This is a genomic window from Streptomyces sp. NPDC052109, from assembly GCF_040680195.1.
Lineage (GTDB): Bacteria > Actinomycetota > Actinomycetes > Streptomycetales > Streptomycetaceae > Streptomyces.
In genome coordinates, this window is the sequence record NZ_JBFAWF010000006.1 from 279,539 (window position 1) to 300,526 (window position 20,988).

Here is a 20,988-nt window from a genome sequence, read left to right on the forward strand (position 1 = left end):
CTGGGCGTCGCTCGGCCCGGTGGTGGGTGGTGTCGCCTCCGGGTGCGGGGTGTCGGGCCTTCCCCGGCGTCGTGTCGCCTCCGTGCCGGGTGTCGCACCACGTCCGGGGTCGCACCTCGCGTGCCGAACGTCTGCGCGCCGGGCGTCGCATCACCGCCGGCGGTCGGACCGCCGTGTCGCCGGGTGTCGCATCACCGCCGGCGGTCGGACCGCCGTGTCGCCGGGTGTCGCATCACCGTCGGCGGTCGGACCGCCGCGTCGCCGGGCGGCGTGTCACCCTTGCCGGCCCCGTACTTCCCTGGGAGTACGAGTGATCACCTCGCCCGGCTGACGCCCTCCCGGGCCGGCGGCGTCTAGCGTGGCGGGCATGGAAGAGCAGCACGCGCCCGCGCGCTCGTGGCGGTACGGGCCTCCGTGGCGCAGCGCACCGGAGGGAGACGATGCGCAGCCGCAGCGCGGCCGCAGGTGGCCCTGGCGCTCCACCGTGCTGCTCACCGCGTTCGTGCTGATCGGCACCAACTTCGCCGAGCACAGCCAGCCCCACCGCGTGCCCCTCAACGGCTACGCGCGCGTATTGCTGCTCGTCGCCTCGGTCCTGCTGCTGTGGCGGCACCGGTACCCGGTCGCCGTGGCGTTCGGCACCGCGACGGCGACCCTCGTCTATCTGGCCGCGGGGTTCCCGTACGGGCCGGTGTTCCTGACTGTCGCCGTCGGCTGTTTCAGCGCGGTCGTCGCCGGGCACCGGCGGGCCGCCTGGGCCTCGGTCGGCGTGCTGTGGGCGGCCCACGCCCTGGTCGCCCTGTGGCTCTACCGCTGGCTCCCGCCCCCGGGGGACAGAAGCGCGGGCCTCACCCAGCAGATCGTCATCGCCACCTGGGTGCTGGCCATCGTCGCCCTGTCCGAACTGGCCCGGGTGCGGCGCGAACAGTGGGCGCGGGAGCGCGCCGACCGAGCCCAGGCGGCGCGGCGCCGCGCGGACGAGGAACGGCTGCGGATCGCCCGGGAGTTGCACGACGTCCTCGCGCACAGCATCTCCGTCATCAACGTCCAGGCCGGCATGGGCCTCGCGCTGCTGGACAGCGACCCCGAGCAGGCGCGCGCCGCGCTGACCACCATCAAGGCCGCCAGCAAGGAGGCGCTCGGCGAGGTTCGCCAGGTCCTCGACACCCTGCGCGCGCCCGGCGCCGCGCCGCGCGCTCCCGCCCCCGGCCTGGACCGGCTGCCGGAGCTGGTGGACCAGGCGGCCGCGGCCGGGCTGACCGTGGAGATCGAGGGCGAGCCGCCCCAGCTGCCGCCCGGCGCCGACCTCGCCGCCTTCCGTATCGTGCAGGAGGCCCTGACCAACGTCGTACGGCACTCCGGCTCGCGGCACGCGCGCGTGCTGCTCGCCCACGACGGCGCCGCGCTGCGGCTGCGCATCGATGACGACGGCCCGGCCACCGGCGCCGACGCCGGGGGCAGTGGGAACGGGCTGGCCGGGATGCGGGAGCGGGCCGCCGCGCTCGGTGGCACCATCGAGGCGGGCCCGCGCGCCGACGGCGGCTTCCGGGTGGTCGCCGTACTGCCGTCGCACATCAGGGAGGATGAGTGATCCGGGTACTGCTCGCCGACGACCAGTCGCTGGTGCGGGCCGGTTTCAGGGCGTTGCTCGACGCGCAGCCGGACATCGAGGTGGCCGGGGAGGCGGCCGACGGCGAGGAGGCGCTGCGGCTGGTGCGCCAACTGCGCCCGGACGTCGTGCTGATGGACATCCGCATGCCCCTGCTGGACGGCCTCGCCGCGACCCGGCACCTCACCGAGGACGCGGAGCTGAAGGACGTCAAGGTGGTCATGCTCACCACCTTCGAGCTGGACGAGTACGTCTTCGAGGCGATCCGCTCGGGTGCCTCGGGCTTCCTGGTGAAGGACACCGACCCCGAAGAACTCCTGCGTGCCGTACGGGCGGTGGTCCGGGGTGACGCGCTGCTGTCGCCGGGCGTCACCCGACGCCTCATCGCCGAGTTCGCGGCCCGCTCCAAGGAACCTGCGGCGGTGGACGCCCTGGCGGGGCTCACCGAGCGGGAACGGGAGGTGATGGCGCTGGTCGGCATCGGCCTGTCCAACGAGGAGATCGCCCGCCGGCTGGTGGTCAGCCCGCTCACCGCCAAGACCCATGTGAGCCGCACGATGGTGAAGCTGGGCGCGCGAGATCGTGCGCAACTCGTCGTGCTGGCTTACGAGTCCGGGCTGGTACGGCCGGGCTGGCTCGGCTGAACCGCCCGCTGGAAGCGCACCAGCACGCTCACCACCCGGACCATGAACACGACCGGCGCGACCGCCGTACCGAGCCACAGCAGTGCCCTGGACGGCAGACGCGGCAGGTCGAAGAGCAGCGCGGGTCCGGCCACGGCACCGAACACCAGCGCCGCCGCGAAGGCGGCACTCACCAGCGCATAGCCGATCTCGACCGTCGCCGCGTCCTGCTGGGCTTTGCTGCGGCGTCCCCCGTATGCGTACATTCCCCCAGTTTCACAGACGCGCGCCCGGCGGAGCAATCGGCCCCGCCGGGCGCGCTGTTGGAGGCTTCCCCCTAGTCGCGGACCGCCACGCGTTCCGCTTCCGCCTCCTCCACGGTGGACCTGGCGACCAGGAGCGACGGCCCGCTACGGCGGCTGCGCAGCCCGGTGAGCGTGATCAGCAGGCCGGCCGCGGCGATGCCCGTGACCACCATGAAGCCGGGCCGGTAGCTGTCGAGGACGGCCTGCGGGGTGGCGTGGGCCGGGGCACCCGCGGTCACCACGGCCGTGACCACCGCCAGGAAGATCGCACCGCCCACCTGCACCGAGGTGTTGAGCAGCCCGGAGACCATGCCCTGCTCGTGGTCCTCGACCCCGTTGGTGGCCTGGATGTTGAGCGACGGGAAGACCAGCGCGCAGGCGGCGCCGATCAGCAGCATGGACGGCAGGACGACGGCCGCGTACACCGGGTCGAGGTCGACGCGAAGGAACAGCGCGTAGCCGAGGACCATGAAGGCGAAGCCGGTCGCGATCAGCCGTGGCGTACCGAACCGGTCGACGATCGCGCCGACCTTGGTGGAGGACACCGCCACCAGGGCGCCCGCCGGCAGGAACGCGAGCGCCGTGTGCAGGGCGGACCAGCCGAGCAGCGACTGCATATAGAGCGTCGTCAGGAACTGGAACCCGACATACGAGCCGAAGAAGGCGATCGCGCCGAGCTGTGCGCGCACCTGGCTGCCCGCGCGCAGTACGCCGAGCCGGATCAGCGGGCTCGGCGAGCGCCGCTCGACCAGGACGAACGCGGTCAGCAGCACGGCGACGGCGAGGAAGGACAGCAGGGTGCGGGCCGAGGCCCAGCCGGCCTCGGGTGCCTGGACGACGCTGAAGACCAGCAGCAGCATCGATGCGGTGCCGAGGACGGCGCCGGGGATGTCGTAGCCGTCGTGGTTCTCCTCGCGGGCGCTGCGCGGCAGCAGCCGCAGACCGGCGAGGAGGGCGATCAGGGCGATCGGTGCGGGCAGCAGCATGGTGAAGCGCCAGCTGGCCTCGGTGAGCAGGCCGGAGAGCACCAGCCCCATGGAGAAGCCGGTGGCGGCGCAGGTGGTGTAGATGGACAGGGCGCGATTGCGCAGCGGGCCCTCGGGGAACGTCGTGGTGATGATCGACAGGCCGGCCGGTGCCGTGAACGCCGCGCTCAGGCCCTTGATGAAGCGGCTGGCGATCAGCAGCGGTCCCGAGTCCACGAGCCCGCCGAGCAGGGAGGCGAGCGCGAAGACGCCGAGGGCGACGAGGAACACCTGACGCCGGCCGAGCAGGTCGGCGGTGCGGCCGCCGAGGAGGAGCAGGCCGCCGTAGCCCAGGATGTAGCCGCTGACGATCCATTGCAGCGTCGACGTGGACAGGTGGAGGTCGGAGCCGATGGACGGCAGCGCGACGCCGACCATCGACACGTCCAGCGCGTCCAGGAACATCGCCGCGCAGAGCACCAGCAGGGTGCCCCACAGCCGGGGAGTCCAGCGCACCGCCGAGGACGCGGGCGTGGAGGTGGTGAGCGGAGAGGTCATGCCGACGAGACTACATGCACATGCATGTGATGCAAGCGCATTTAATTCCGATGCAATAATCTTGTTCCTCTGCTACGGTGCGCTCATGGCGTCGAACAGGGCCGAGCAGGCGCTCGTGGAGCAGTGGCGGGACATCCTCGCGCTGCATGCCCGCACCCAGTGCGAGCTGGACCGGGCGCTGCACGGACACGGCCTGTGCGCCAGCGACTTCGAGGTCCTCGACCTGCTGGCCGAGGGGGCGGCGGCGGACGGCGGCTGCACCTACCGCGTGCAGGAGATCTCCGAGCGCGTCCATCTCAGCCAGAGCGCGCTGTCCCGGCTGATCGGCCGCCTCGAGAAGGACGGCCTGGTCGAGCGCGCGATGTGTGCCGAGGACCGGCGCGGGGTGCGCGTGGCGCTCACCGCGAAGGGGCGCGCACTGCACGGCGAGGTACGGCCGGTGCAGCGCGCGGTGCTGACCCGGATGCTGGCCGAGTCCGACTGACCCGCTGTCAGATCCCGCTCTTCTCCCGCCACAGCGCGGCGAGCGAGGGGTCACCGGACACGCTCGGCACGGCCCTTCGGTTCCACAGCGCCAGATACAACTCGTCGGCGGGACCGGCCAGTTCTGCCTCGGCCTCCTCGGCCGAGTGCGGTACGGCCGCCGGCGGCCCGGCCGTGAGCCGTACGGTCCACACCGCGTCCGCGTCCACCGCGCGCACCCTCAGCACGCGCGGCTCCGGTGTGCGCACCCGGCTCCTGGGCCGGGCGTGGAAACCGCGCAGCAACTCGTCGATGCCGTCCACCGCGAACTCCGGCGCGATGGGGGACGCCGTGCCACCGCGGGCGGCCTCGGCGTCGTACCGGTGGACGGTCGTCTCGTGCGCCTGCCGGCGCGTCCAGAACGTCAGCGCTGAGGGGTTGGGTGCCGGATGGAAGGTCCAGCACTCCAGGCCGGCGGGCGCGGCGGCCAGGGTGTCGACCAGCAGGCGGTGACTGTCCCGGTACCAGTCCACCAGCTCGGCGCCGTCCAGGTCCGGCGGGTCGCCGAGGGGGCGGGGCTCGGCGCAGGCGTCGGCGACGAGGTCCGCGGCCCACCGGTGCACCGCTCCGGTGTGCCGCAGCAGGTCGCGCACCTGCCACTCCGGGCAGGTCGGCACCTTGGCATCGGTCCCCGCCACGGCGGCCGCCGCGGCGAGCAACCGGCCCTCCCGGTCCAGGGTCTGAAGGTAGTCGGCAGTGTCCATGGGTGTGAGTGTGCCGGATGGAGGTCCCTCGGCGGACCGGCATTTCGGCGCGGGAGGGGCCGGCCGTGGCGAGGGGCGTCGCCGGGGTTGGGGTGGGGCGGATGACTGGGGGAGTTCGGCGAGGTCGGTGGGGTGGTTCGACGTACGGGGCGACGAGTCGGGGTGGCCCGCAAGCCGGGTGTGGCGCCGGGCACGCCCCGGCTTCTCGGCGCGGTCGGGGCGCGCCACCGTGCGGCCGCCGCCTCAGGTGCCCGTCGTGCCCATGGTCCGGCGCGTGGACACCCCGATGGCCGCGGCGACGGCGGCCAGTGCGGCCACGCTGGTGAGCGCGGTCGGCAGGGAGAACCAGTCGGCCATGAAGCCGATCGCGGGCGGCCCCAGGAGCATGCCGCCGTAGCCCAGTGTCGAGGCGACGGCCACGCCGGACGGACCGGTGAGCGCGCCTGCCCGCTCCACGGCGACGGGGAAGAGGTTGGCGAGGCCCAGACCGGTGACGGCGAAGCCGGTCAGGGCGGCCCACACGGAGGGCGCGAGCGAGCCGAGTAGCATCCCTGCCGCCGCGACGGTGCCGCCGGCGATCACCGTGCGGGCGCGGCCGAGTCGCTCGAGGAGCTTCGTGCCGGTGGCCCGGCCCACCGTCATGGCCAGCGCGAAACACGAGTACCCGGCCGCCGCCACGCCGGAGGACGCGGCCAGGTCCTGCTGAAGGTGGAGCGCACCCCAGTCGGCCATGGCGCCCTCGCCGTACGCGGTGCACAGCGCGACCAGCCCGAAGACGAAGACCAGCCCGCGACCGCCCCTCCGGCGCGGTGCGGCCCGGTCCGGCTCCGTGTGGGCGGACGAGATCCGGTAGGCCGGTGCGGGCGGCTCCTGCCGCAGCAGGGTGCGACCGGCGACGGCGGTGACGAGCAGCCCGATCAACGTGAGGCCGAGCAGATGCCGCGTGGGGGAGAGCGCACCGGCGACCAGTCCGCCGAGACCCGCGCCGATCATGCCGCCGAGGCTGAACGCGGCATGGAACGTGGGCATGATCGGCCGCCGCAACGCGGCCACCAGGTCGACGGCGGCGCTGTTGAAGGCGACGTTGATGCCGCCGTACGCGGCGCCGAACAGGAGGAGCACGGCACCGAGGGCGGGAGCCGAATGGGTGAGCGGGGGCAGGCTGACGCTGAGGGAGAGCAGCACGGCGCAGACGACGGTGACCGGATGGCTGCCGTAGCGGCGGCAGAGCCGGCCGGTGAGAGTCATGGTGACCACGGCGCCGGCGGAAACGCCGAGGAGGGCCATGCCCAGAGCGCTGGTGGAGGCGTCGGTCTGCTGCTTGATCGCGGGGATACGGACGACCCAGCCCGCGAAGACGAAGCCGTCGAGGGCGAAGAAGGCGGTCAGAGCGATGCGGAGCCGGGTGAGGTCGAGGCTGTCACCCGGCACGGCGCTGTGCGATCGGGTTTTGTTTATTAGCGGCACAAAGTCAGGCTAGGTGTGCTTGCGGGGCGGGGCAAGGGGGAGCGCGGGGGAGGGAAGCGGTGAGGGTCGTGCCGCGGGGCGCCCGCCGGCCCCGGGCTCGACGAACGGGACGCGGCGGCGGTCCGGTGCCCTGCCCGCCGTCGCGCGCCCGCATCACATGCCTGCCCTCGCGCCGGCCTCGCCGGTTTCGCCGGCTCAGCCGGCCCCGTCGGCTCAGTCGGCTGTGCCCGTCCCGCCAGTCCCGCCGGCTCGGTCGGCCCGCCGCCGTGTCGGAGCGCCCTCGTCTGCCGCGGGCAGGCTCAACTCCCTTGTCCGTCACGGTTGACGCCGTCTGTCGGCATACTCCTCGCCGGAGGCGACGGCGACCGCGGCCTTCGCGGCACCGGCCGGGCCCAGTGGCGCCGGGAAGCGCCCACGCGCCCGAAACGGCCGGCCGGCGTTCGGCAGCTCTCCGCGGGAACCCGGTGACCCGCTCGCACGCGCCTACGACTGGCCGCTCTCCGTGTGCGAGACAACCGAATCGGCCTCATCACCCGCTTCGGTGACAACGGCCTCCTGTCACGATTGGTGCCGGCACGGACACCGCGTGGTCACAGCCCCGCTCCCCGGCGAGGGTCGATGCGGCCCTGACCTGCGCCGACTTGTGACACCCCGGGACGGGGCGGGCGTCAACGCGATGGGCCGCATGCCCCGTTCGTGTGCTGTGAGGGCGTCAACTCCGGGCCCCGCTTCGGGATACGGGTCGGTTAATGCTTGTTCACGAGCTGGTTGCCGCGGGGTGAGCGGGCCATGATGGGCCCATGACGTTGGCCTCGCGTGCTCTCGCGCAACTGGCGAACTGGCCCGACCTGAGCCAGACGGTCCCGACCTGCGGCCTGGGACAGGCGGTGAGTTCGGAACGGGGCGAGATCGCCCACTTCCACTCGGACCGCGATGTCGATCTGCGGATGACCGACCGGGCGATCCGGCGGTTCGCCAAGGACCTCCGGGACTCGGGTGCGATCAGGATCGTGCCCGGCTCGCAGTGGGTGACCCTGCGCCTCGACGCGGCGAGCGACGTCGACCTGCTGCTGACCCTGGTGAGCGTGGCGCTCCAGGCCCAGCAGACCTGGCCGGACCCGCTCGAACGGCCGCCGACGGGCTGCAACGACCAACGTGGCGCCGGTTTTGTGAAGGCCGACCTCAGCCGAATCTGAGCCGGAGCGCGCATTCGGGCCGCCGGAGCCCGGCCCGCCGTCACGCCGTGACGACGCGGATGCCCGCCTCCTCCAGGCGGCGTACCGTCTCCTGCGGCACGGCCGTGTCCGTCACGAGCGTGTCCACCAGTTCCGCCCCGCAGATCCTGGCGAACGCCCGCCGGCCCAGCTTGCTGGAGTCCGCGGCCACCACCACCCGCTCGGCGCGCTCGCACAGCAGCCGGTTGATCGCGGCCTCGGCCTCGTCGTGCGCCGCCGCGCCGTGCGTGACGTCGAAGGCGACGACACCGAGCACCGCGACATCGAGCGTGATCTGGCCGAGCACCCCGTCCGCGAGCGGGCCGATGAGCTCATAGGACTGCGGACGCGCCACCCCGCCCGTCACCACGATCTTGAACTGCGGCCGTACGGCAAGCTCGTTGGCGATGTTGAGCGCGTTGGTGACGATGGTCAGCGCGGGCGAGCCGGTGGACAGGTCGCCGCGTACGGCCAGGGCGCGGGCCACCTCCGTGGTGGTCGTACCGCCGGTCAGCCCCACCGCCTCGCCCGGTGCGACCAGTTCTGCCACGGCCTTGGCGATGCGCTGCTTCTCCGAGGCGCGGCGGGCCGTCTTGTAGCGCAGTGGGAGTTCGTACGACACTCCGTGCACCACCGCGCCGCCCCGGGTGCGCACCAGCATCTGCTGCTCGGCGAGCTGGTCGAAGTCCCGGCGGATCGTGGCCGCCGACACCTCCAGCTCGGCCGCCACCTCCTCGACCTCCAGCCGGCCGCGTTCGACGAGCAGTTCCAGCAGCGCCTTCCAGCGGGCGTCCCGGGACATCCGCAGCCTCCTTCCGAAGCGTTCCCGGTGACCCTAGCGCACCCCACTCTGCGCACGAATGCTTGATTGTGCTCGAAAGCTCGCTATATCTTGCAGGAACAATCAGCTAGGGGAGGGTGTGGGCATGACCCATGTCGAGGACGAGCTGAACAGCCAGCCGGAGTGCTGGATACGGGCGGCCGCGGAGGCGGGGCGGTACCGGGACGCGCTGCCGGGGCCGGGGGAGCGGGTCGCGGTCGTCGGGTGCGGGACCTCGTACTTCATGGCGCAGGCGGTGGCCGCGCTGCGGGAGGGCGCCGGCCTGGGCGAGACCGACGCTTTCGCGGCCTCCGAGTTCCCGCACGGGCGGTCGTACGACCGGGTCGTGGCCCTCACCCGCTCCGGCACCACCACCGAAGTGCTGGAACTGCTGGGCGCGCTGCGGGGCAGGACGCGGACCTCGGCCGTCACCGGCGATCCGGACACCCCGGTCGCGTCGGCCGCCGACGACCTCGTCGTGCTGGACTTCGCCGACGAACGCTCCGTCGTCCAGACCCGGTTCGCCACCACCGCCGTCACCCTCCTGCGCGCCCACCTCGGCCTGCACACCGACTCCGTCGTCGCCGACGCGCGCACGGCCCTCTCCACTCCTCTTCCCGAAGGACTGGTCGGCTGCACCCAGTTCACCTTCCTCGGGCGCGGCTGGACGGTCGGGCTGGCGAGTGAGGCCGGGCTGAAGATGCGTGAGGCCTCGCTGTCCTGGACCGAGGCCTACCCGGCGATGGAGTACCGCCACGGCCCGATCAGCATCACCACCGAGGGCACGGCCACCTGGATGTTCGGTGAGGCACCGGACGGGCTCGCCGAACAGGTCCGGGCCACCGGCGGGTCGTGGATCGCGGGCGACCTCGACCCGCTCGCCGAACTCGTCCGTGTCCAGCGGCTCGCGGTCGCCGTCGCCGCCGTGCGTGGGCTCGACCCCGACCAGCCGCGCCACCTGACCCGCTCGGTGATCCTCGCCCCCTGAGCCCCCGACCCGCGCCCGGAAGGACACCTCCCGTGCCCCTCGCGTCCACCGGCGAGCTGGTCACCGCAGCCGCCGAAACCCGCTCCGCCGTCGCCGCGTTCAACATCATCACCCTGGAACACGTCGAGGCCGTCATCGCCGGTGCCGAGTCGGCCGGTGCGCCCGTCGTCCTCCAGGTCAGCGAGAACGCCGTCAAGTTCCGCTACGGGCGGCTGCTGCCGCTGGCCCGCGCGGCCGTGGCCGCCGCCGAACGGGCCGCCGTACCCGTAGCGTTGCACCTGGATCATGTGCAGAGCGACGACCTGCTGCGCCAGGCGCCCGGCGCCGGATTCAGCTCGGTGATGTACGACGCGGCCCGCCTGCCCTACGCCGACAACGTCTCGGCCACCCGCGCCGCCGCCGACTGGGCGCACGCCCAGGGACTCTGGATCGAGGCGGAGCTGGGGCAGATCGGCGGCAAGGACGGCAGACGCCCGCTGGACGCCCACGCGCCCGGCGCGCGCACCGACCCCGACCAGGCCCGCGACTTCGTGGCCGGCACCGGCATCGACGCGCTCGCCGTCGCGATCGGCAGCGTGCACGCCATGACCACCCGCACCGCCACCCTCGACCACGGCCTGCTCAAACGGCTCTCCGCCGCGCTGGCCGTCCCCCTCGTCCTGCACGGCTCCTCCGGCGTGCCGGACGGCGGCCTGGTCGCGGCGGTCGCGGGCGGCATCGCCAAGGTCAACGTCGGCACGGCGCTCAATGTGGCCATGACCGCAGCGATTCGCGCCTTCCTCGCGGCCCGTCCCGACGCGGTCGACTCCCGCACCTACTTGAGCGTGGGCCGGGAGGCGATGGCCCAGGAGGTGCGCCGGATCATCGGTGTCCTCGCCGGGACGGCCTAGCTCCTCCTGACGGCCCTCAGCACCACGAACTTCGGGTCGGAGGCGACCAGTTCGCTGTTCCCGAACAGCCGCCTGAGCGTCACGTGATACCCCAGGTGCCGGTTCCCGATCACCCACAGCTCACCCCCCGGCCGCAGCGCGCGCAGCGCCCCCCTGAACATCCGCCACGCCGTCGCGTCCGTCGTGGCCTGGTGGGAGTGGAACGGCGGGTTGTTCAGGACCAGGTCCACACTGCCCGGCGCCACCCCGGCCAGTCCGTCGCCGACCCGGAACTCGGCGTGCCCCGGTACCCCGTTGGCCTTGTACGTCGCCTCCGCCGACGCCACCGCCTGGAAGGACTCGTCCACGAACAGCACTTCGGCCGACGGATCCGCCAGCGCCACCGCCGTCCCGACGACGCCGTTGCCGCATCCGAGGTCCACCACGCGGCTCGCGCCCGGGGCGGGCAGGTGCTGGAGGAAGAAGCGGGTGCCGATGTCGAGTCGGTCGGCGCAGAAGACGCCCGCGTGGTTGACGACCGTGCGCCCCGAGACCGCGCCGACGCCGTCCGGGAGCGCGTAGCCGTACGGCCACGGGTTCACCGGCCGCTCCAGCGCAGGGTCGGGGGTGCAGAAGATCAGCCGGGCCTTCTGCCGCGCCAGCGAGGTCCGGGTCGGGCCGAGGACCCGTTCGAACAGCTGCAGCGTGGAGGTGTGGATCTCCTTCACCATCCCGGTTGCGACGACCACCGTGTCCGCGTGCACGGCGGGCGCCAGCCGCAGCAACTGGTCCTCCAGCAGCGCCAGGCTCTTCGGCACGCGCACCAGGAGCACGTCCACGCGCTCCGGCGGCGGATCCTGGGTGGTCAGCAGCTGGACGGCACCGGGCTCGACACCGGCCCGCGCCAGATTCGCCCGGGTCGCCTCCTGGCTCAGGAAGGAGTCGGTGATCTGCGTCGGCCGGTGCTCCGCGAGCGCCGTGACCAGCGCCCCCCAGCGGTCCCCGACCACCACGACCGAGCCCGCGAGCGGCACCTCCTCCTCGGCCAGGTGCCGCAGCAGATACGCGTCGGAGGCGTCCCAGGCACGCAGCCGGTCGCGCGGATCCTCGGGGAAGCGGGACAGCTCGACCTCGCCCCACGGTGTCGTCATACGGTCGCTCATCGTGTCTCCCAGGCTAGCGGAGCCGCAGCTCAGGGACGGTGGGGTGGGCCTGCGACAAGATGGAGCGTGTGGACGCGGAACTGTTTCCCCGGGAGCGCGCGGAGGTCGCACCGGGCGCCGTGCACGTCCCGGACTGGCTGGACGCCGACGGACAGCGCGACCTCCTCGCCGCCTGCCGCCAGTGGGCGCGGCCGCCGGCCGGGCTGCGCACGGTCCGCACACCGGGCGGCGGCACGATGACCGCCCGCCAGGTCTGCCTGGGCTGGCACTGGTACCCGTACGGCTACGCCCGCACCGCCGTCGACGGCGACGGCACACCCGTGAAGCCGTTCCCGGCCTGGCTCGGCGAACTGGGTCGACGCGCCGCCGTCGCCGCGCTGGGCCCGCAGGAGCCGCACACGTACGACATCGCGCTGATCAACTTCTACGACGGCGACGCCCGCATGGGCATGCACCGCGACAGCGACGAGGAGGCGGACGCGCCGGTGGTCTCCCTCAGCCTCGGCGACCGTTGCGTCTTCCGCTTCGGCAACACCGAGACGCGCGCGAGGCCGTACACCGACGTGGAGCTGCGCAGCGGTGACCTGTTCGTCTTCGGCGGGCCCTCCCGCCTCGCGTACCACGGCGTGCCGCGCGTGCAGCCGGGCACGGCCCCGCCCGGGCTCGGGCTCGCCGGGCGGCTGAACATCACCCTGCGGGTGAGCGGCCGGTAGCCGACGGCACAGGCAACCAGGAGTGCGGATCATGGGAGACTCGCCCTCATGAGCGGCAAGGCGGATCCCCGTACGGCGGGGGAGAGGACCACCTCGAGAGCGCGGCTGGACCGGGGGCGGGGCGCGCTCGGACCCGCGCTGGCGCTGGTGCACACCGGGCGGGCGCCGACCCGCGCCGTGCTGACCGCGGAACTCGGGGTCACCCGGGCGACGGCCGGGGCGGTGGCCGCCGAGCTGGAGGCGCTCGGGCTGATCCGGGTGGACGCCCGGCCGGGCGCAGCGGCCGGCTCCCAGGGCCGCCCCTCGCACCGGTTGGAGGTCGCCGAGGACGGCCCCGTGGCGCTCGCCGCGCAGGTTCACGCCGACGGCTTCCGGGCGGCGCTGGTCGGCCTCGGCGGGCGGATCGTGGCGACCGCGCCCGGCTGCGAGACCGTCGACGCGGACCCGGCGAAGGTGCTCGGCTCGGTGGTGGAAGCGGGCGCCGAACTGCTGCGCACGACCGGCCGCCGGTGCGTGGGCGCCGGGCTGGCCGTGCCGTCCGCCGTCGCCGAGCCCGACGGCCTCGCCCTCAACCCCCTGCACCTGGCCTGGCCCGTCGGCGCACCGGTCCGCCGGATCTTCGCGGAATGCGTGCGCGAGGCCGGTATCACCGGCCCGGCGTTCGCGGGCAACGACGTCAACCTGGCCGCGCTCGCCGAACACCGGCACGGCGCCGGCCGGGGCGCCCGGGACCTGCTGTGCGTGGCCACCGGACACCGGGGCGTCGGCGGCGCGCTGGTACTGGACGGCCGTCTGCACACGGGCAGTTCGGGCCTCGCCCTGGAGGTGGGACACCTCACGGTCAACCCGGAGGGCCGGCCCTGCTACTGCGGCAGCCGCGGCTGCCTGGACGTCGAAGCCGATCCGCTGGCCCTGCTGATCGAGGCCGGCCGCGAGCCGGGCCCCGAGGTGTCACTGCTCCAGCAGGCAAACGACCTGCTGCGCACCCAGTACGACGATCCGGCCGTCCGCAGGGCCGCCGAGGCCCTGATCGACCGCCTGGGCCTGGGTCTGGCCGGCCTGGTCAACATCCTCAACCCCGACCGCATCATCCTCGGCGGCCTGCACCGCACCCTCCTGGACGCGGACCCCGACCGACTGCGCGCGGTCGTCGCCGACCGCAGCCTGTGGGGCCAGAGCGGCGGCGTACCGATTCTGCCCTGCACACTCGACCACAACAGCCTCGTCGGGGCGGCCGAACTGGCCTGGCAGCCGGTGCTGGACGACCCGCTCGGGGCACTGCGATGACCTGCGGATGTACGACAGCGAGGTCCGGGAGCGGGCACACGGGCGCCTGCTCGAGCTGGGCGTCGAGGAGCTGACCGACCGGCCGTACGGGGAGTGCTCGGGCGGACAACGGGCTCGCATCCTGATCGCCAGGGCGCTGATGGCCGGCCCGGCGCTGCTGCTTCTGGACGAGCCGTTCAGCTACTTCCCCACCGTCGACCCCGCGACCCTCACCGGCATGGACGCGGCATCCGCCCGTGTCCTCGCCCACGGCATGACCAGCCCCGAACCCGTCTTCCTCGGCACCCTCAAAGCCGACCGCGAAGCGTTCACCGCCCGCCACCCCAGGATCACCGCGGACGCCGACGGTGCCCGGATCCTCCGCAGCGTCCTGATGAAGCCGGAGGCCGAACACCATGTCCGGCACCTGCACGACCGGATCGAGCAGCCGGCCCACGCCGACTGAGCTCGGCACAACAGCCGGATCTCCCCGGGCCCGGTACCCTCGGTCAGGCGGCAGCGGTCCGTCGGCGTGGCCTCGCGACCAGTTCGCCGCCGCAGTTGGGGCAGATCTGTCGCAGGGTCTCGCCGCACGCCTCGCAGAACGTGCACTCGTAGGAGCAGATGCGGGCCGGGCCGTCCGCGGGCGTGATGGCGGTCGTACAGCGCTCGCAGCGTTCGCGCATCTCCAAGGGCATGGTCGTGTCGCCTCCTCGGGCCGGATCCTGTGGTCTGCTCCTCATTCTCCGGACGGCGGACGGAGCCGTAACCGACCGGCGGGTCAGAGATCCGAACGATCGGGCCACGCCCGCCGGTCAGGTCCAGTCGACGGCGAGCGCCCGTCCCGGATGCTCCGTGAGTGCGCGGTCCACCAGCTCCGCGCCGAGCGCCTCCACCAGCCGCGACCGTACACGCCGCAGCAGGTACGGCATCCCGGGCCCGCCGTCGACCGAGCGGGCCCCTGCGACCACCGTGTCGCCGCCGAGCAGCAGCCGGTCGCCGAAGCCGGCGTCCGCCAGGGCTCGTACCGCCTCCGGCATCCGCCAGTCGGTGGCGTGATGGGCGCGGGAGGGACCGTCGAAGGCCGGCCGGCAGCCCGACGCCGCGGCCTGCCGCTGCACCACCGGGTCGGGGAAGCGGTTCAGATGACCCAGGATCACCCGCTCACCCGGCACGCCCAACTCGCCGCACAGCAGGTCGAGTACGTCCAGTGCGGCGGTGCCCTGCTCCAGGTGGACGGCGATGGACGCACCCGTGGCGTGGTGCGCCTCGGCCGCCGCCATGGTCCAGCGGGCGTGCGGGCCGAGCGCGTGGAAACCGCCCGCCACCTTGATGAAGCCGGCCCGCACCCCGGTCGTACCGATGCCGTCGGTCAGCTCGGACACGAAGAGCCCGGCCGGCCGACCGCGCAGCGAGACGAGCGACTCCGGGTCGTAGTGCGTGGCCTGGTGCAACCCGGTGGCGCAGACCAGCCGCACCCCGGTGGCCCGGGACAGCCCCGGCAGGTCCCCCGCCCGCCGTCCCATGCCGTACGGCGTCCACTGCACGACGGCCGCTCCGCCCGCCGTCCGGAATGCGGTCGGCTCGGCCCCGCGCGGCCGACAGGTCGTCCAGCTCCTGGCCGGGCAACTGCGGGCCGCGCAGGAAGAGATGGTCGTGGGCGTCGCACACGCCCAGTTCCTCGGGCCGGACGTCGCCGAGGACCGTGCGGACGCGGCTCACCACTGGCGCCCGCGCGGAAGCCGGTCCCGGCCGGGCGCGGACAGGTGCAGCACCTGGAAGAGGTCCCCGTCGGCCTTGGGCGTGTCGTGCTCCCAGAGCGAGAAGTGCACCAGTTCCCACGCGCGCGTGTCCACGGCCGCCGCGGCGAGCACCGCACCGTCCTGAGCCGCCAGCCGTGCGGTCTCGGCCGCCGCGTCCGCCATGAACGCGGCCAACTCCACCCCTTCCGGCACCGGTTGGCGCCGTCGCACGGCGCATGCGGGCGCCGACACGGTCTCGGCGCCCTCCTCGAAAGCCAGGCCCGTCCACTGCCGGATCGCCGGCCGCCCGAAGTCGTCGACGGGCCCCTGGAAGGCTCCTCCCCACAGGAAGCTGTTCATGCCCTCCACGGTGTTCCAGAGGTAGAAGGGGCCGTACTGGTTCACCGGCGACCCCTGGACCCCGCGCTCGCGCAGCACGTACGTCTTGATACCGAGGCCGTCCCAGTCGTCCAGCAGATGCCCGACACGAGCGACGCGCGAGCGGATGACGCCCATGTCGTAGTCGGCGGGCAGGGTGAACTCGTACTGCATGGCGTGCATGTCGGGCTTCCCTTCTCGGGGCTCAGGCGGGGCGGTCGTCACGTGTGCGTGCCGTTCGGCCGTCGTGCCGTCCTCGGCGGCCCTTGTGACCGCGAGGTGGGTCATGAAGCTGCGGGACGCGGCACCGTGCCGGTGCCGTTCGTCCGCTCGATCCGCACCGTGTCGCCCGCGTGGACCGCCTCCACCTCACCGCCCTCGCGCCGTACCAGGCCTTCGCCCTCCAGGACGTGCGGCACCTGTTCGCGTGGGTGGCGGTGCCAGGCAGTGCGGGCGCCCGGGGCGAAGTGGGCGTTGAACACGCGCAGCCGGGACGGAGCGGCGGGCGCGGCCATCTCGTCCAGCCGGACCGTGCCGGTGAACTTCTCCGCCCACCCCTGCCGGGTGCCGGGACGCCGTCCGGTGATGTGCACCTGACTCAGTTCTCCGCTCCGGGGGTTCGGGGCGCGAGCAGGGACAGCAGCCCGCGGACGCCGGCGTCGAAGGCGGCGGGGGAGGCGGAGGCGCGGGCGAGGACATAGCCGCCCTGCACGGTCGCGAGGACGGCCGCGCCGATCTCCGCTCCGTCCAGCGAGGGCGCGAACTGCCCCTGCCGCTTGCCCTCTTCGACGATGTCGGCGATCCGCTCCCGGATCCAGGCGATCGTCTCGTCCACCGGCGCGCGCAGCTCGTCGCTGGCGATCACGTCGGGGTCCATGGTCAGCCGGCCGATCGGGCAGCCGCGCAACACGTCACGCTCGCGCAGCAGATACGCCTCGATGCGCTCGTACGGCGTGCCCGGGCCCCCCAGGACCCGCTCGGCGGTGGCGCGCAGCTCCTCGGCGCTCCGCCGGATCGCCGCCAGGGCGAGGTCCGGCTTGCCCTTGAAGTGGTGGTACATGCTGCCCTGGCCGGCACCGGCGCGCTCCAAGATCGCCTTCGGGCTCGTGCCCACGTATCCGCGCTCCCACAGCAGCTCACGGGTGGACTCGATCAGTCGTTCCGAGGTACTCACGCCCCCCATTGTACATACTAGTCGTTACAAAAACACCGGCCCGGAGGGAAGTAGTACGCCGGTCCCCCCGTACTCCCCGTGAGGTAGCCGCACTGCCGCCGGCCGCACGACGACCGGGACCCCCTGCGCGGGGGAGTCTCGTGGCATCCCGAACAGAGCAACCGACAAGGGAGTGACCCGAGATGCAGACCCTGGCCGACTGGAACGGCGGTCCCGGCCCGTGGATCCTCTTCTTCCCGCTGATCTGGGCGGCCGTCGTGATCGGCGCCGTCACCGTCCTGCGCCGCACCGCCGGGCGCGGCCGCGGCGGCCCCTGGCGTCCCATGAGGGGCGGACTCCCCGCGGGTGACTCCCCGCTCGCGGTCCTGGGCCGCCGCTTCGCCTCCGGTGAGATCGACGAGGACGAGTACTGGCGCCGCCTGTCAGTCCTGGAGGAGCAGTTCGGCAGTGCCGGCAAGGGAGGCGCGGCATGACCACGACGACCGCAGTACGGGCCGCGGCCCGTGTGGCGGACGCGGTCAAGGTGTACGGCGGTGGCGACACCGCCGTACGCGCCCTGGACGGCGTCGACGTCTCCTTTCCCGCCGGACGCTTCACGGCGATCATGGGCCCCTCGGGCTCCGGCAAGTCCACCCTCATGCACTGCGCGGCCGGCCTCGACACGCTCACCTCCGGTGCCGCGTACATCGGGGCCACCGAACTCGGCGCGCTGGACGACCGGCGTCTGACCCTGCTGCGCCGAGACCGGGTCGGCTTCGTCTTCCAGGCGTTCAATCTGGTGCCGACACTGACCGTCGCCGAGAACATCACCCTGCCCCTGGACCTGGCGGGGCGGCGCGGCGACCGGGAGTGGATCGACGCGCTCGTCGACGTCGTCGGGCTCGGCGACCGGCTGCACCACCGGCCCTCGGAACTCTCCGGCGGCCAGCAGCAACGCGTCGCCGTGGCGCGGGCGTTCGCCGGGCGTCCCGACGTGGTCTTCGCCGACGAGCCGACCGGCAACCTCGACTCCCGCTCCGGCGCGGAGGTCCTCGGGCTCCTCGGCTCGGCCGTGCGGGAGATGGACCGTACGGCCGTCATGGTCACCCACGACCCGGTGGCCGCCGCGCACGCCGACGAGGTGCTCTTCCTCGCCGACGGACGTCTGGTCGACCGCATGGAGTCGCCCACGCCCGAGAGGGTGCTGGACCGCATGAAGGCCTTCGAGGTGCGGGCATGAACGCGTCGCTCCGGCTCAGCCTCACCTCGCTGCGTGCGCACCGGCGCCGTTTCGCGGGCACCTTCTTCGCCGTGTTCCTCGGCGTCGCCTTCCTCACCGGCACCCTCGTCATGGGCGACACGCTCCGCGCGAGCTTCGGCAGCATGTTCGGCGAGGCCACCAGCGGCACGGACGCCGTCGTACGCGGCGCCGACGCCATCACCATCCCCGGCGAGGCCCAGGGCGTGCGGCGGCCGGTGGACACCTCGTTGGTGCGGACCGTCGAGCGGGTCCCCGGCGTGGCGGCCGCCGCCCCGAACATCCAGGGCGCAGGCCAGCTCGTGGGCGCCGACGGCAAACCCGTCGGCGGTCAGGGACCGCCCACCCTCGCCGGCAACTGGATCACCGACCCGCGCCTCAACCCGTACCGGCTCGCGGAGGGACGCGCTCCCGCCAGGTCCGGCGAGGTCGTGGTGAACCGGGGCGCCGCGAAGAAGGGCGGCCTCGAGATCGGTGACACCACCACCCTGCGCACCCCGGACCCGGTGCAGGTCACCATCGTCGGCCTCGCCACCTTCGGCGGACAGGACGGCATGGCCCAGGTGACGTTCACCGGCATGACCCGGGCGGACGCCGAGAGGTACCTCGACGCGCGGCCCGGTCAGGCGGCGTCCATCGAGGTGCGGGCCGGACCCGGAGTGAGCCAGCAGGACCTGGTGCGGCGGCTGTCTTCCGTACTGCCCGAGGGAGTCGAGGCCATCACCGGTCAGCAGGCGGCCCAGGAGAACACCGACATGATCTCCAGCCAGTTCCTCACCGTCTTCACCACCCTTCTGCTCGTCTTCTCCGGTGTCGCCCTTGTTGTCGCCACCTTCTCCATCCACAACACCTTCGCCATCGTGGTCGCCCAGCGAACCCGCGAGAACGCCCTGTTGCGTGCGCTCGGCGCGGCCCGCCGCCAGGTGACCGCCGCCGCACTCGCCGAGGCCTGCCTCGTCGCGCTCACCGCGTCCCTGACCGGACTCGCGGGCGGCATCGGCATCGCCGCCGGCCTCCAGGCGCTGTTCCCGGCGATCGGATTCCCGTTCCCCGAAGGCGATTTGGTGATCAAGTCCCTGTCGATGGTGCTGCCGCTCGCGGTGGGGGTCGTGGTCTGTCTGGGTTCCGCGCTCCTGCCGGCCCGGCGCGCCGGACGGACCGCGCCGCTCGCCGCCCTGCGCGAGACGGCCGTCGACACCTCCGGTGCCTCCCGGCCGCGCGCGGCCGCCGGAGCCGGCCTCGGCGCGCTCGCGCTCGCCGCGACCCTCGCCGGTGTTCTCGTGACACCCTCCGTATGGCTGGCGGGACTCGGCGCGCTGCTCGCCCTGGCGGCCTTCGTCGTCCTCGGCCCGGTCGCCGCCACCACGGCCGTACGCCTGCTGGGCGGCCCCCTGGACCGGCTCCGCGGGGTGACCGGGTCCCTCGCCCGGCGCAACGCTCTGCGCAGCCCCAAGCGGACGGCCGCCACCGCGAGCGCGCTGATGATCGGTGTGGCCGTCGTGTCACTCTTCACCGTCTTCGGTGCCTCGCTGAAGGCCACCATGGACCAGACGGTGTCCCGGTCCTTCGCCGGCGATGTCGCCGTCAGCAGCCCGTCCTTCGGCGCGGGCGGCAGCGGACTCAGCCCCCGGCTCGCCCCCGCGCTCCAGCGGCTGCCCCAGGTGGACACCGCCGTGGGACTCGGCCGCGGGGTCGCCGAAGTCGACGGCGAGGGCCGGGCGTTGACCGTCACCGATCCGGCCGCGCTCGCCCGCACCTTCGACCTCGGCACGGTCGCCGGCTCACTGCGCGACCTCGGCGCCGACGGCATCGCCATCACCCGGAAGGAGGCCGGCCGACAGCATCTGCGCACCGGCGACACCGCCCGCCTGACCTTCAGCGACGGCAAGAGCGAGAACTTCACCGTCCGGGCCGTGTACGGCCAGTCCGAACTCGCCGGCGACTACGTCATCACCCGCGCGGCCTGGGCCCCGCACCGCACCCAGGACGCGGACAGCCTGATCGCCGTCACCTTCAAGCCCGGGGTGAGCGCCGACGCGGGCAAGGCGGCGGTGGGGAAGATCGCCGCACAGTACGGCAACCCGTCCGTGCAGACCCGCGACGATTACGCGCAGTCCTCGGCGGGCGGCATCGACATGATGCTCACCCTCGTCTACGCGCTGCTCGCCCTCGCGGTGCTCATCGCCCTGCTCGGCATCGCGAACACGCTGACCCTCGCGCTGCACGAACGCACCCGGGAACTGGGCCTGCTGCGGGCCGTCGGCCAGACCCGCGCGCAGCTGCGGGCGATGGTCCGCTGGGAGTCGGTCCTGGTCGCCGCGTTCGGCACGGTCGGCGGCCTCGGACTCGGCGGCTTCCTCGGGTGGGTTCTGGTGAAGGCCTCGGACGGCGCGAGCGACACGGCGTTCGCCTTCGCCCTGCCGCCCGCGCGGCTCGCGGTGGTGGCCCTCGTGGGACTCACCGCCGGAGCCCTCGCGGGACTGCGCCCGGCCCGGCGGGCGGCCCGGCTGGACGTGCTGGGGGCCATCGCCACGGAGTGAGGAGCGAGTTTCGCACCCGTCGTAACGGGGAGGTCACCGCCCGGTCAGCCGGAAACGGCCGACCGGGCGGGAGCCTGTGCCCCGGGGCCGGCCGAGGCGCGTGCCACGGCCGGAACCGGACTCACGGCGGG

20 protein-coding genes and 3 pseudogenes are annotated in these 20,988 nt (G+C 73.5%); 12 read left to right on the top strand and 11 right to left on the bottom strand.

What is annotated here, in order from left to right:
• Positions 1–367 precede the first annotated feature (367 nt).
• The gene (locus AB0L59_RS16020) at positions 368–1,591 is read left to right on the top strand and encodes a sensor histidine kinase (RefSeq protein WP_365583357.1); all 1,224 of its coding nucleotides are present in this window, start codon (positions 368–370) and stop codon (positions 1,589–1,591) included.
• On the top strand, positions 1,588–2,253 hold the full coding sequence (locus tag AB0L59_RS16025; RefSeq protein ID WP_365583358.1) for a response regulator transcription factor: 666 nt from the start codon (positions 1,588–1,590) through the stop codon (positions 2,251–2,253). The genes AB0L59_RS16020 and AB0L59_RS16025 overlap by 4 nt, the downstream gene beginning before the upstream one ends.
• Here the strand turns inward: AB0L59_RS16025 and AB0L59_RS16030 are convergent.
• Both AB0L59_RS16030 and AB0L59_RS16035 read right to left on the bottom strand, forming a co-directional pair.
• On the bottom strand, positions 2,214–2,498 hold the full coding sequence (locus tag AB0L59_RS16030) for a DUF6332 family protein (protein ID WP_365583360.1): 285 nt from the start codon (positions 2,496–2,498) through the stop codon (positions 2,214–2,216). The two genes, AB0L59_RS16025 and AB0L59_RS16030, sit on opposite strands and share 40 nt — an antisense overlap.
• Before the next feature lie 71 nt (positions 2,499–2,569).
• Positions 2,570–4,060 (bottom strand): MFS transporter, encoded by a 1,491-nt coding sequence (locus AB0L59_RS16035; protein ID WP_365583363.1) that lies wholly within the window; start codon positions 4,058–4,060, stop codon positions 2,570–2,572.
• An 85-nt stretch (positions 4,061–4,145) separates the two neighbouring features.
• Between AB0L59_RS16035 and AB0L59_RS16040 the strand changes: the two genes are divergently transcribed.
• Positions 4,146–4,544, top strand: coding sequence for a MarR family transcriptional regulator (locus AB0L59_RS16040; protein WP_365583365.1), 399 nt, complete (start codon positions 4,146–4,148; stop codon positions 4,542–4,544).
• A 7-nt stretch (positions 4,545–4,551) separates the two neighbouring features.
• On the opposite strand, the gene AB0L59_RS16045 is transcribed toward AB0L59_RS16040, so the two are convergent.
• Positions 4,552–5,286, bottom strand: a complete 735-nt coding sequence (locus AB0L59_RS16045; RefSeq protein ID WP_365583368.1) for a maleylpyruvate isomerase family mycothiol-dependent enzyme — start codon at positions 5,284–5,286, stop codon at positions 4,552–4,554.
• A gap of 243 nt (positions 5,287–5,529) precedes the next feature.
• On the bottom strand, positions 5,530–6,717 hold the full coding sequence (locus AB0L59_RS16050; protein ID WP_365583370.1) for an MFS transporter: 1,188 nt from the start codon (positions 6,715–6,717) through the stop codon (positions 5,530–5,532).
• Between the two features lie 836 nt (positions 6,718–7,553).
• Between AB0L59_RS16050 and AB0L59_RS16055 the strand changes: the two genes are divergently transcribed.
• Positions 7,554–7,949 (top strand): luciferase family protein, encoded by a 396-nt coding sequence (locus tag AB0L59_RS16055; RefSeq protein ID WP_365583373.1) that lies wholly within the window; start codon positions 7,554–7,556, stop codon positions 7,947–7,949.
• A 40-nt stretch (positions 7,950–7,989) separates the two neighbouring features.
• On the opposite strand, the gene AB0L59_RS16060 is transcribed toward AB0L59_RS16055, so the two are convergent.
• On the bottom strand, positions 7,990–8,769 hold the full coding sequence (locus AB0L59_RS16060) for a DeoR/GlpR family DNA-binding transcription regulator (protein WP_365583374.1): 780 nt from the start codon (positions 8,767–8,769) through the stop codon (positions 7,990–7,992).
• A gap of 124 nt (positions 8,770–8,893) precedes the next feature.
• Between AB0L59_RS16060 and AB0L59_RS16065 the strand changes: the two genes are divergently transcribed.
• Both AB0L59_RS16065 and AB0L59_RS16070 read left to right on the top strand, forming a co-directional pair.
• Entirely contained in the window at positions 8,894–9,775 is an 882-nt protein-coding gene (locus tag AB0L59_RS16065) for a sugar isomerase (protein WP_365583376.1), read from the top strand.
• 32 nt (positions 9,776–9,807) lie between these two features.
• Positions 9,808–10,665: a class II fructose-bisphosphate aldolase gene (locus AB0L59_RS16070; protein WP_365583379.1), complete on the top strand. Its 858-nt coding sequence runs from the start codon at positions 9,808–9,810 to the stop codon at positions 10,663–10,665.
• Here AB0L59_RS16070 and AB0L59_RS16075 read toward each other — a convergent pair.
• Positions 10,662–11,795, bottom strand: coding sequence for a methyltransferase (locus tag AB0L59_RS16075; RefSeq protein WP_365583585.1), 1,134 nt, complete (start codon positions 11,793–11,795; stop codon positions 10,662–10,664). The genes AB0L59_RS16070 and AB0L59_RS16075 overlap by 4 nt on opposite strands.
• Before the next feature lie 80 nt (positions 11,796–11,875).
• Here AB0L59_RS16075 and AB0L59_RS16080 point away from each other — a divergent pair, with 80 nt between their 5' ends.
• The 3 genes and pseudogenes from AB0L59_RS16080 to AB0L59_RS16090 all read left to right on the top strand — a co-directional run.
• A complete protein-coding gene (locus tag AB0L59_RS16080; RefSeq protein ID WP_365583382.1) occupies positions 11,876–12,520 on the top strand; it encodes an alpha-ketoglutarate-dependent dioxygenase AlkB in 645 nt (214 codons plus the stop codon).
• Between the two features lie 48 nt (positions 12,521–12,568).
• Positions 12,569–13,807 (top strand): ROK family protein, encoded by a 1,239-nt coding sequence (locus AB0L59_RS16085; protein WP_365583383.1) that lies wholly within the window; start codon positions 12,569–12,571, stop codon positions 13,805–13,807.
• Positions 13,808–13,811: 4 nt separating this feature from the next.
• Positions 13,812–13,988, top strand: a pseudogene (locus AB0L59_RS16090) (ATP-binding cassette domain-containing protein); the annotation flags it as partial.
• A 307-nt stretch (positions 13,989–14,295) separates the two neighbouring features.
• On the opposite strand, the gene AB0L59_RS16095 reads toward AB0L59_RS16090, so the two are convergent.
• From AB0L59_RS16095 to AB0L59_RS16115, 5 genes and pseudogenes are all read right to left on the bottom strand, one after another.
• Positions 14,296–14,484, bottom strand: a complete 189-nt coding sequence (locus AB0L59_RS16095) for a DUF1272 domain-containing protein (protein ID WP_365583385.1) — start codon at positions 14,482–14,484, stop codon at positions 14,296–14,298.
• 117 nt (positions 14,485–14,601) lie between these two features.
• Positions 14,602–15,508, bottom strand: a pseudogene (locus AB0L59_RS16100) (phosphotriesterase).
• Positions 15,505–16,089: a DUF4865 family protein gene (locus AB0L59_RS16105; RefSeq protein ID WP_365583588.1), complete on the bottom strand. Its 585-nt coding sequence runs from the start codon at positions 16,087–16,089 to the stop codon at positions 15,505–15,507. The pseudogene AB0L59_RS16100 and the gene AB0L59_RS16105 overlap by 4 nt, the downstream one beginning before the upstream one ends.
• Positions 16,090–16,128: 39 nt before the next feature.
• Positions 16,129–16,499: pseudogene (locus AB0L59_RS16110) on the bottom strand (cupin domain-containing protein); the annotation flags it as partial.
• 5 nt (positions 16,500–16,504) lie between these two features.
• Complete coding sequence (locus tag AB0L59_RS16115) at positions 16,505–17,089, bottom strand: TetR/AcrR family transcriptional regulator (protein WP_365583388.1); 585 nt, start codon at positions 17,087–17,089, stop codon at positions 16,505–16,507.
• 173 nt (positions 17,090–17,262) lie between these two features.
• Between AB0L59_RS16115 and AB0L59_RS16120 the strand changes: the two genes are divergently transcribed.
• The 3 genes from AB0L59_RS16120 to AB0L59_RS16130 are packed head-to-tail and all read left to right on the top strand — an operon-like array spanning position 17,263 to position 20,857.
• On the top strand, positions 17,263–17,553 hold the full coding sequence (locus tag AB0L59_RS16120; RefSeq protein WP_365583391.1) for an SHOCT domain-containing protein: 291 nt from the start codon (positions 17,263–17,265) through the stop codon (positions 17,551–17,553).
• Entirely contained in the window at positions 17,550–18,299 is a 750-nt protein-coding gene (locus AB0L59_RS16125; protein ID WP_365583393.1) for an ABC transporter ATP-binding protein, read from the top strand. The genes AB0L59_RS16120 and AB0L59_RS16125 overlap by 4 nt, the downstream gene beginning before the upstream one ends.
• Positions 18,296–20,857 (top strand): FtsX-like permease family protein, encoded by a 2,562-nt coding sequence (locus AB0L59_RS16130; protein WP_365583396.1) that lies wholly within the window; start codon positions 18,296–18,298, stop codon positions 20,855–20,857. Before AB0L59_RS16125 ends, AB0L59_RS16130 begins: the two co-directional genes overlap by 4 nt.
• Positions 20,858–20,988 lie beyond the last annotated feature (131 nt).

Excerpts from the sequence above, each read along its gene's own strand:
- AB0L59_RS16095 (WP_365583385.1), bottom strand. The coding sequence starts at position 14,484 with ATGCCCTTGGAGATGCGCGAACGCTGCGAGCGCTGTACGACCGCCATC.
- AB0L59_RS16115 (WP_365583388.1), bottom strand. The coding sequence starts at position 17,089 with ATGGGGGGCGTGAGTACCTCGGAACGACTGATCGAGTCCACCCGTGAG.
- AB0L59_RS16055 (WP_365583373.1), top strand. The coding sequence starts at position 7,554 with ATGACGTTGGCCTCGCGTGCTCTCGCGCAACTGGCGAACTGGCCCGAC.
- AB0L59_RS16075 (WP_365583585.1), bottom strand. The coding sequence starts at position 11,795 with ATGACGACACCGTGGGGCGAGGTCGAGCTGTCCCGCTTCCCCGAGGAT.
- AB0L59_RS16045 (WP_365583368.1), bottom strand. The coding sequence starts at position 5,286 with ATGGACACTGCCGACTACCTTCAGACCCTGGACCGGGAGGGCCGGTTG.
- AB0L59_RS16105 (WP_365583588.1), bottom strand. The coding sequence starts at position 16,089 with ATGCACGCCATGCAGTACGAGTTCACCCTGCCCGCCGACTACGACATG.
- AB0L59_RS16060 (WP_365583374.1), bottom strand. The coding sequence starts at position 8,769 with ATGTCCCGGGACGCCCGCTGGAAGGCGCTGCTGGAACTGCTCGTCGAA.
- AB0L59_RS16040 (WP_365583365.1), top strand. The coding sequence starts at position 4,146 with ATGGCGTCGAACAGGGCCGAGCAGGCGCTCGTGGAGCAGTGGCGGGAC.
- AB0L59_RS16065 (WP_365583376.1), top strand. The coding sequence starts at position 8,894 with ATGACCCATGTCGAGGACGAGCTGAACAGCCAGCCGGAGTGCTGGATA.
- AB0L59_RS16085 (WP_365583383.1), top strand. The coding sequence starts at position 12,569 with ATGAGCGGCAAGGCGGATCCCCGTACGGCGGGGGAGAGGACCACCTCG.
- AB0L59_RS16130 (WP_365583396.1), top strand. The coding sequence starts at position 18,296 with ATGAACGCGTCGCTCCGGCTCAGCCTCACCTCGCTGCGTGCGCACCGG.
- AB0L59_RS16030 (WP_365583360.1), bottom strand. The coding sequence starts at position 2,498 with ATGTACGCATACGGGGGACGCCGCAGCAAAGCCCAGCAGGACGCGGCG.
- AB0L59_RS16120 (WP_365583391.1), top strand. The coding sequence starts at position 17,263 with ATGCAGACCCTGGCCGACTGGAACGGCGGTCCCGGCCCGTGGATCCTC.
- AB0L59_RS16035 (WP_365583363.1), bottom strand. The coding sequence starts at position 4,060 with ATGACCTCTCCGCTCACCACCTCCACGCCCGCGTCCTCGGCGGTGCGC.
- AB0L59_RS16020 (WP_365583357.1), top strand. The coding sequence starts at position 368 with ATGGAAGAGCAGCACGCGCCCGCGCGCTCGTGGCGGTACGGGCCTCCG.
- AB0L59_RS16125 (WP_365583393.1), top strand. The coding sequence starts at position 17,550 with ATGACCACGACGACCGCAGTACGGGCCGCGGCCCGTGTGGCGGACGCG.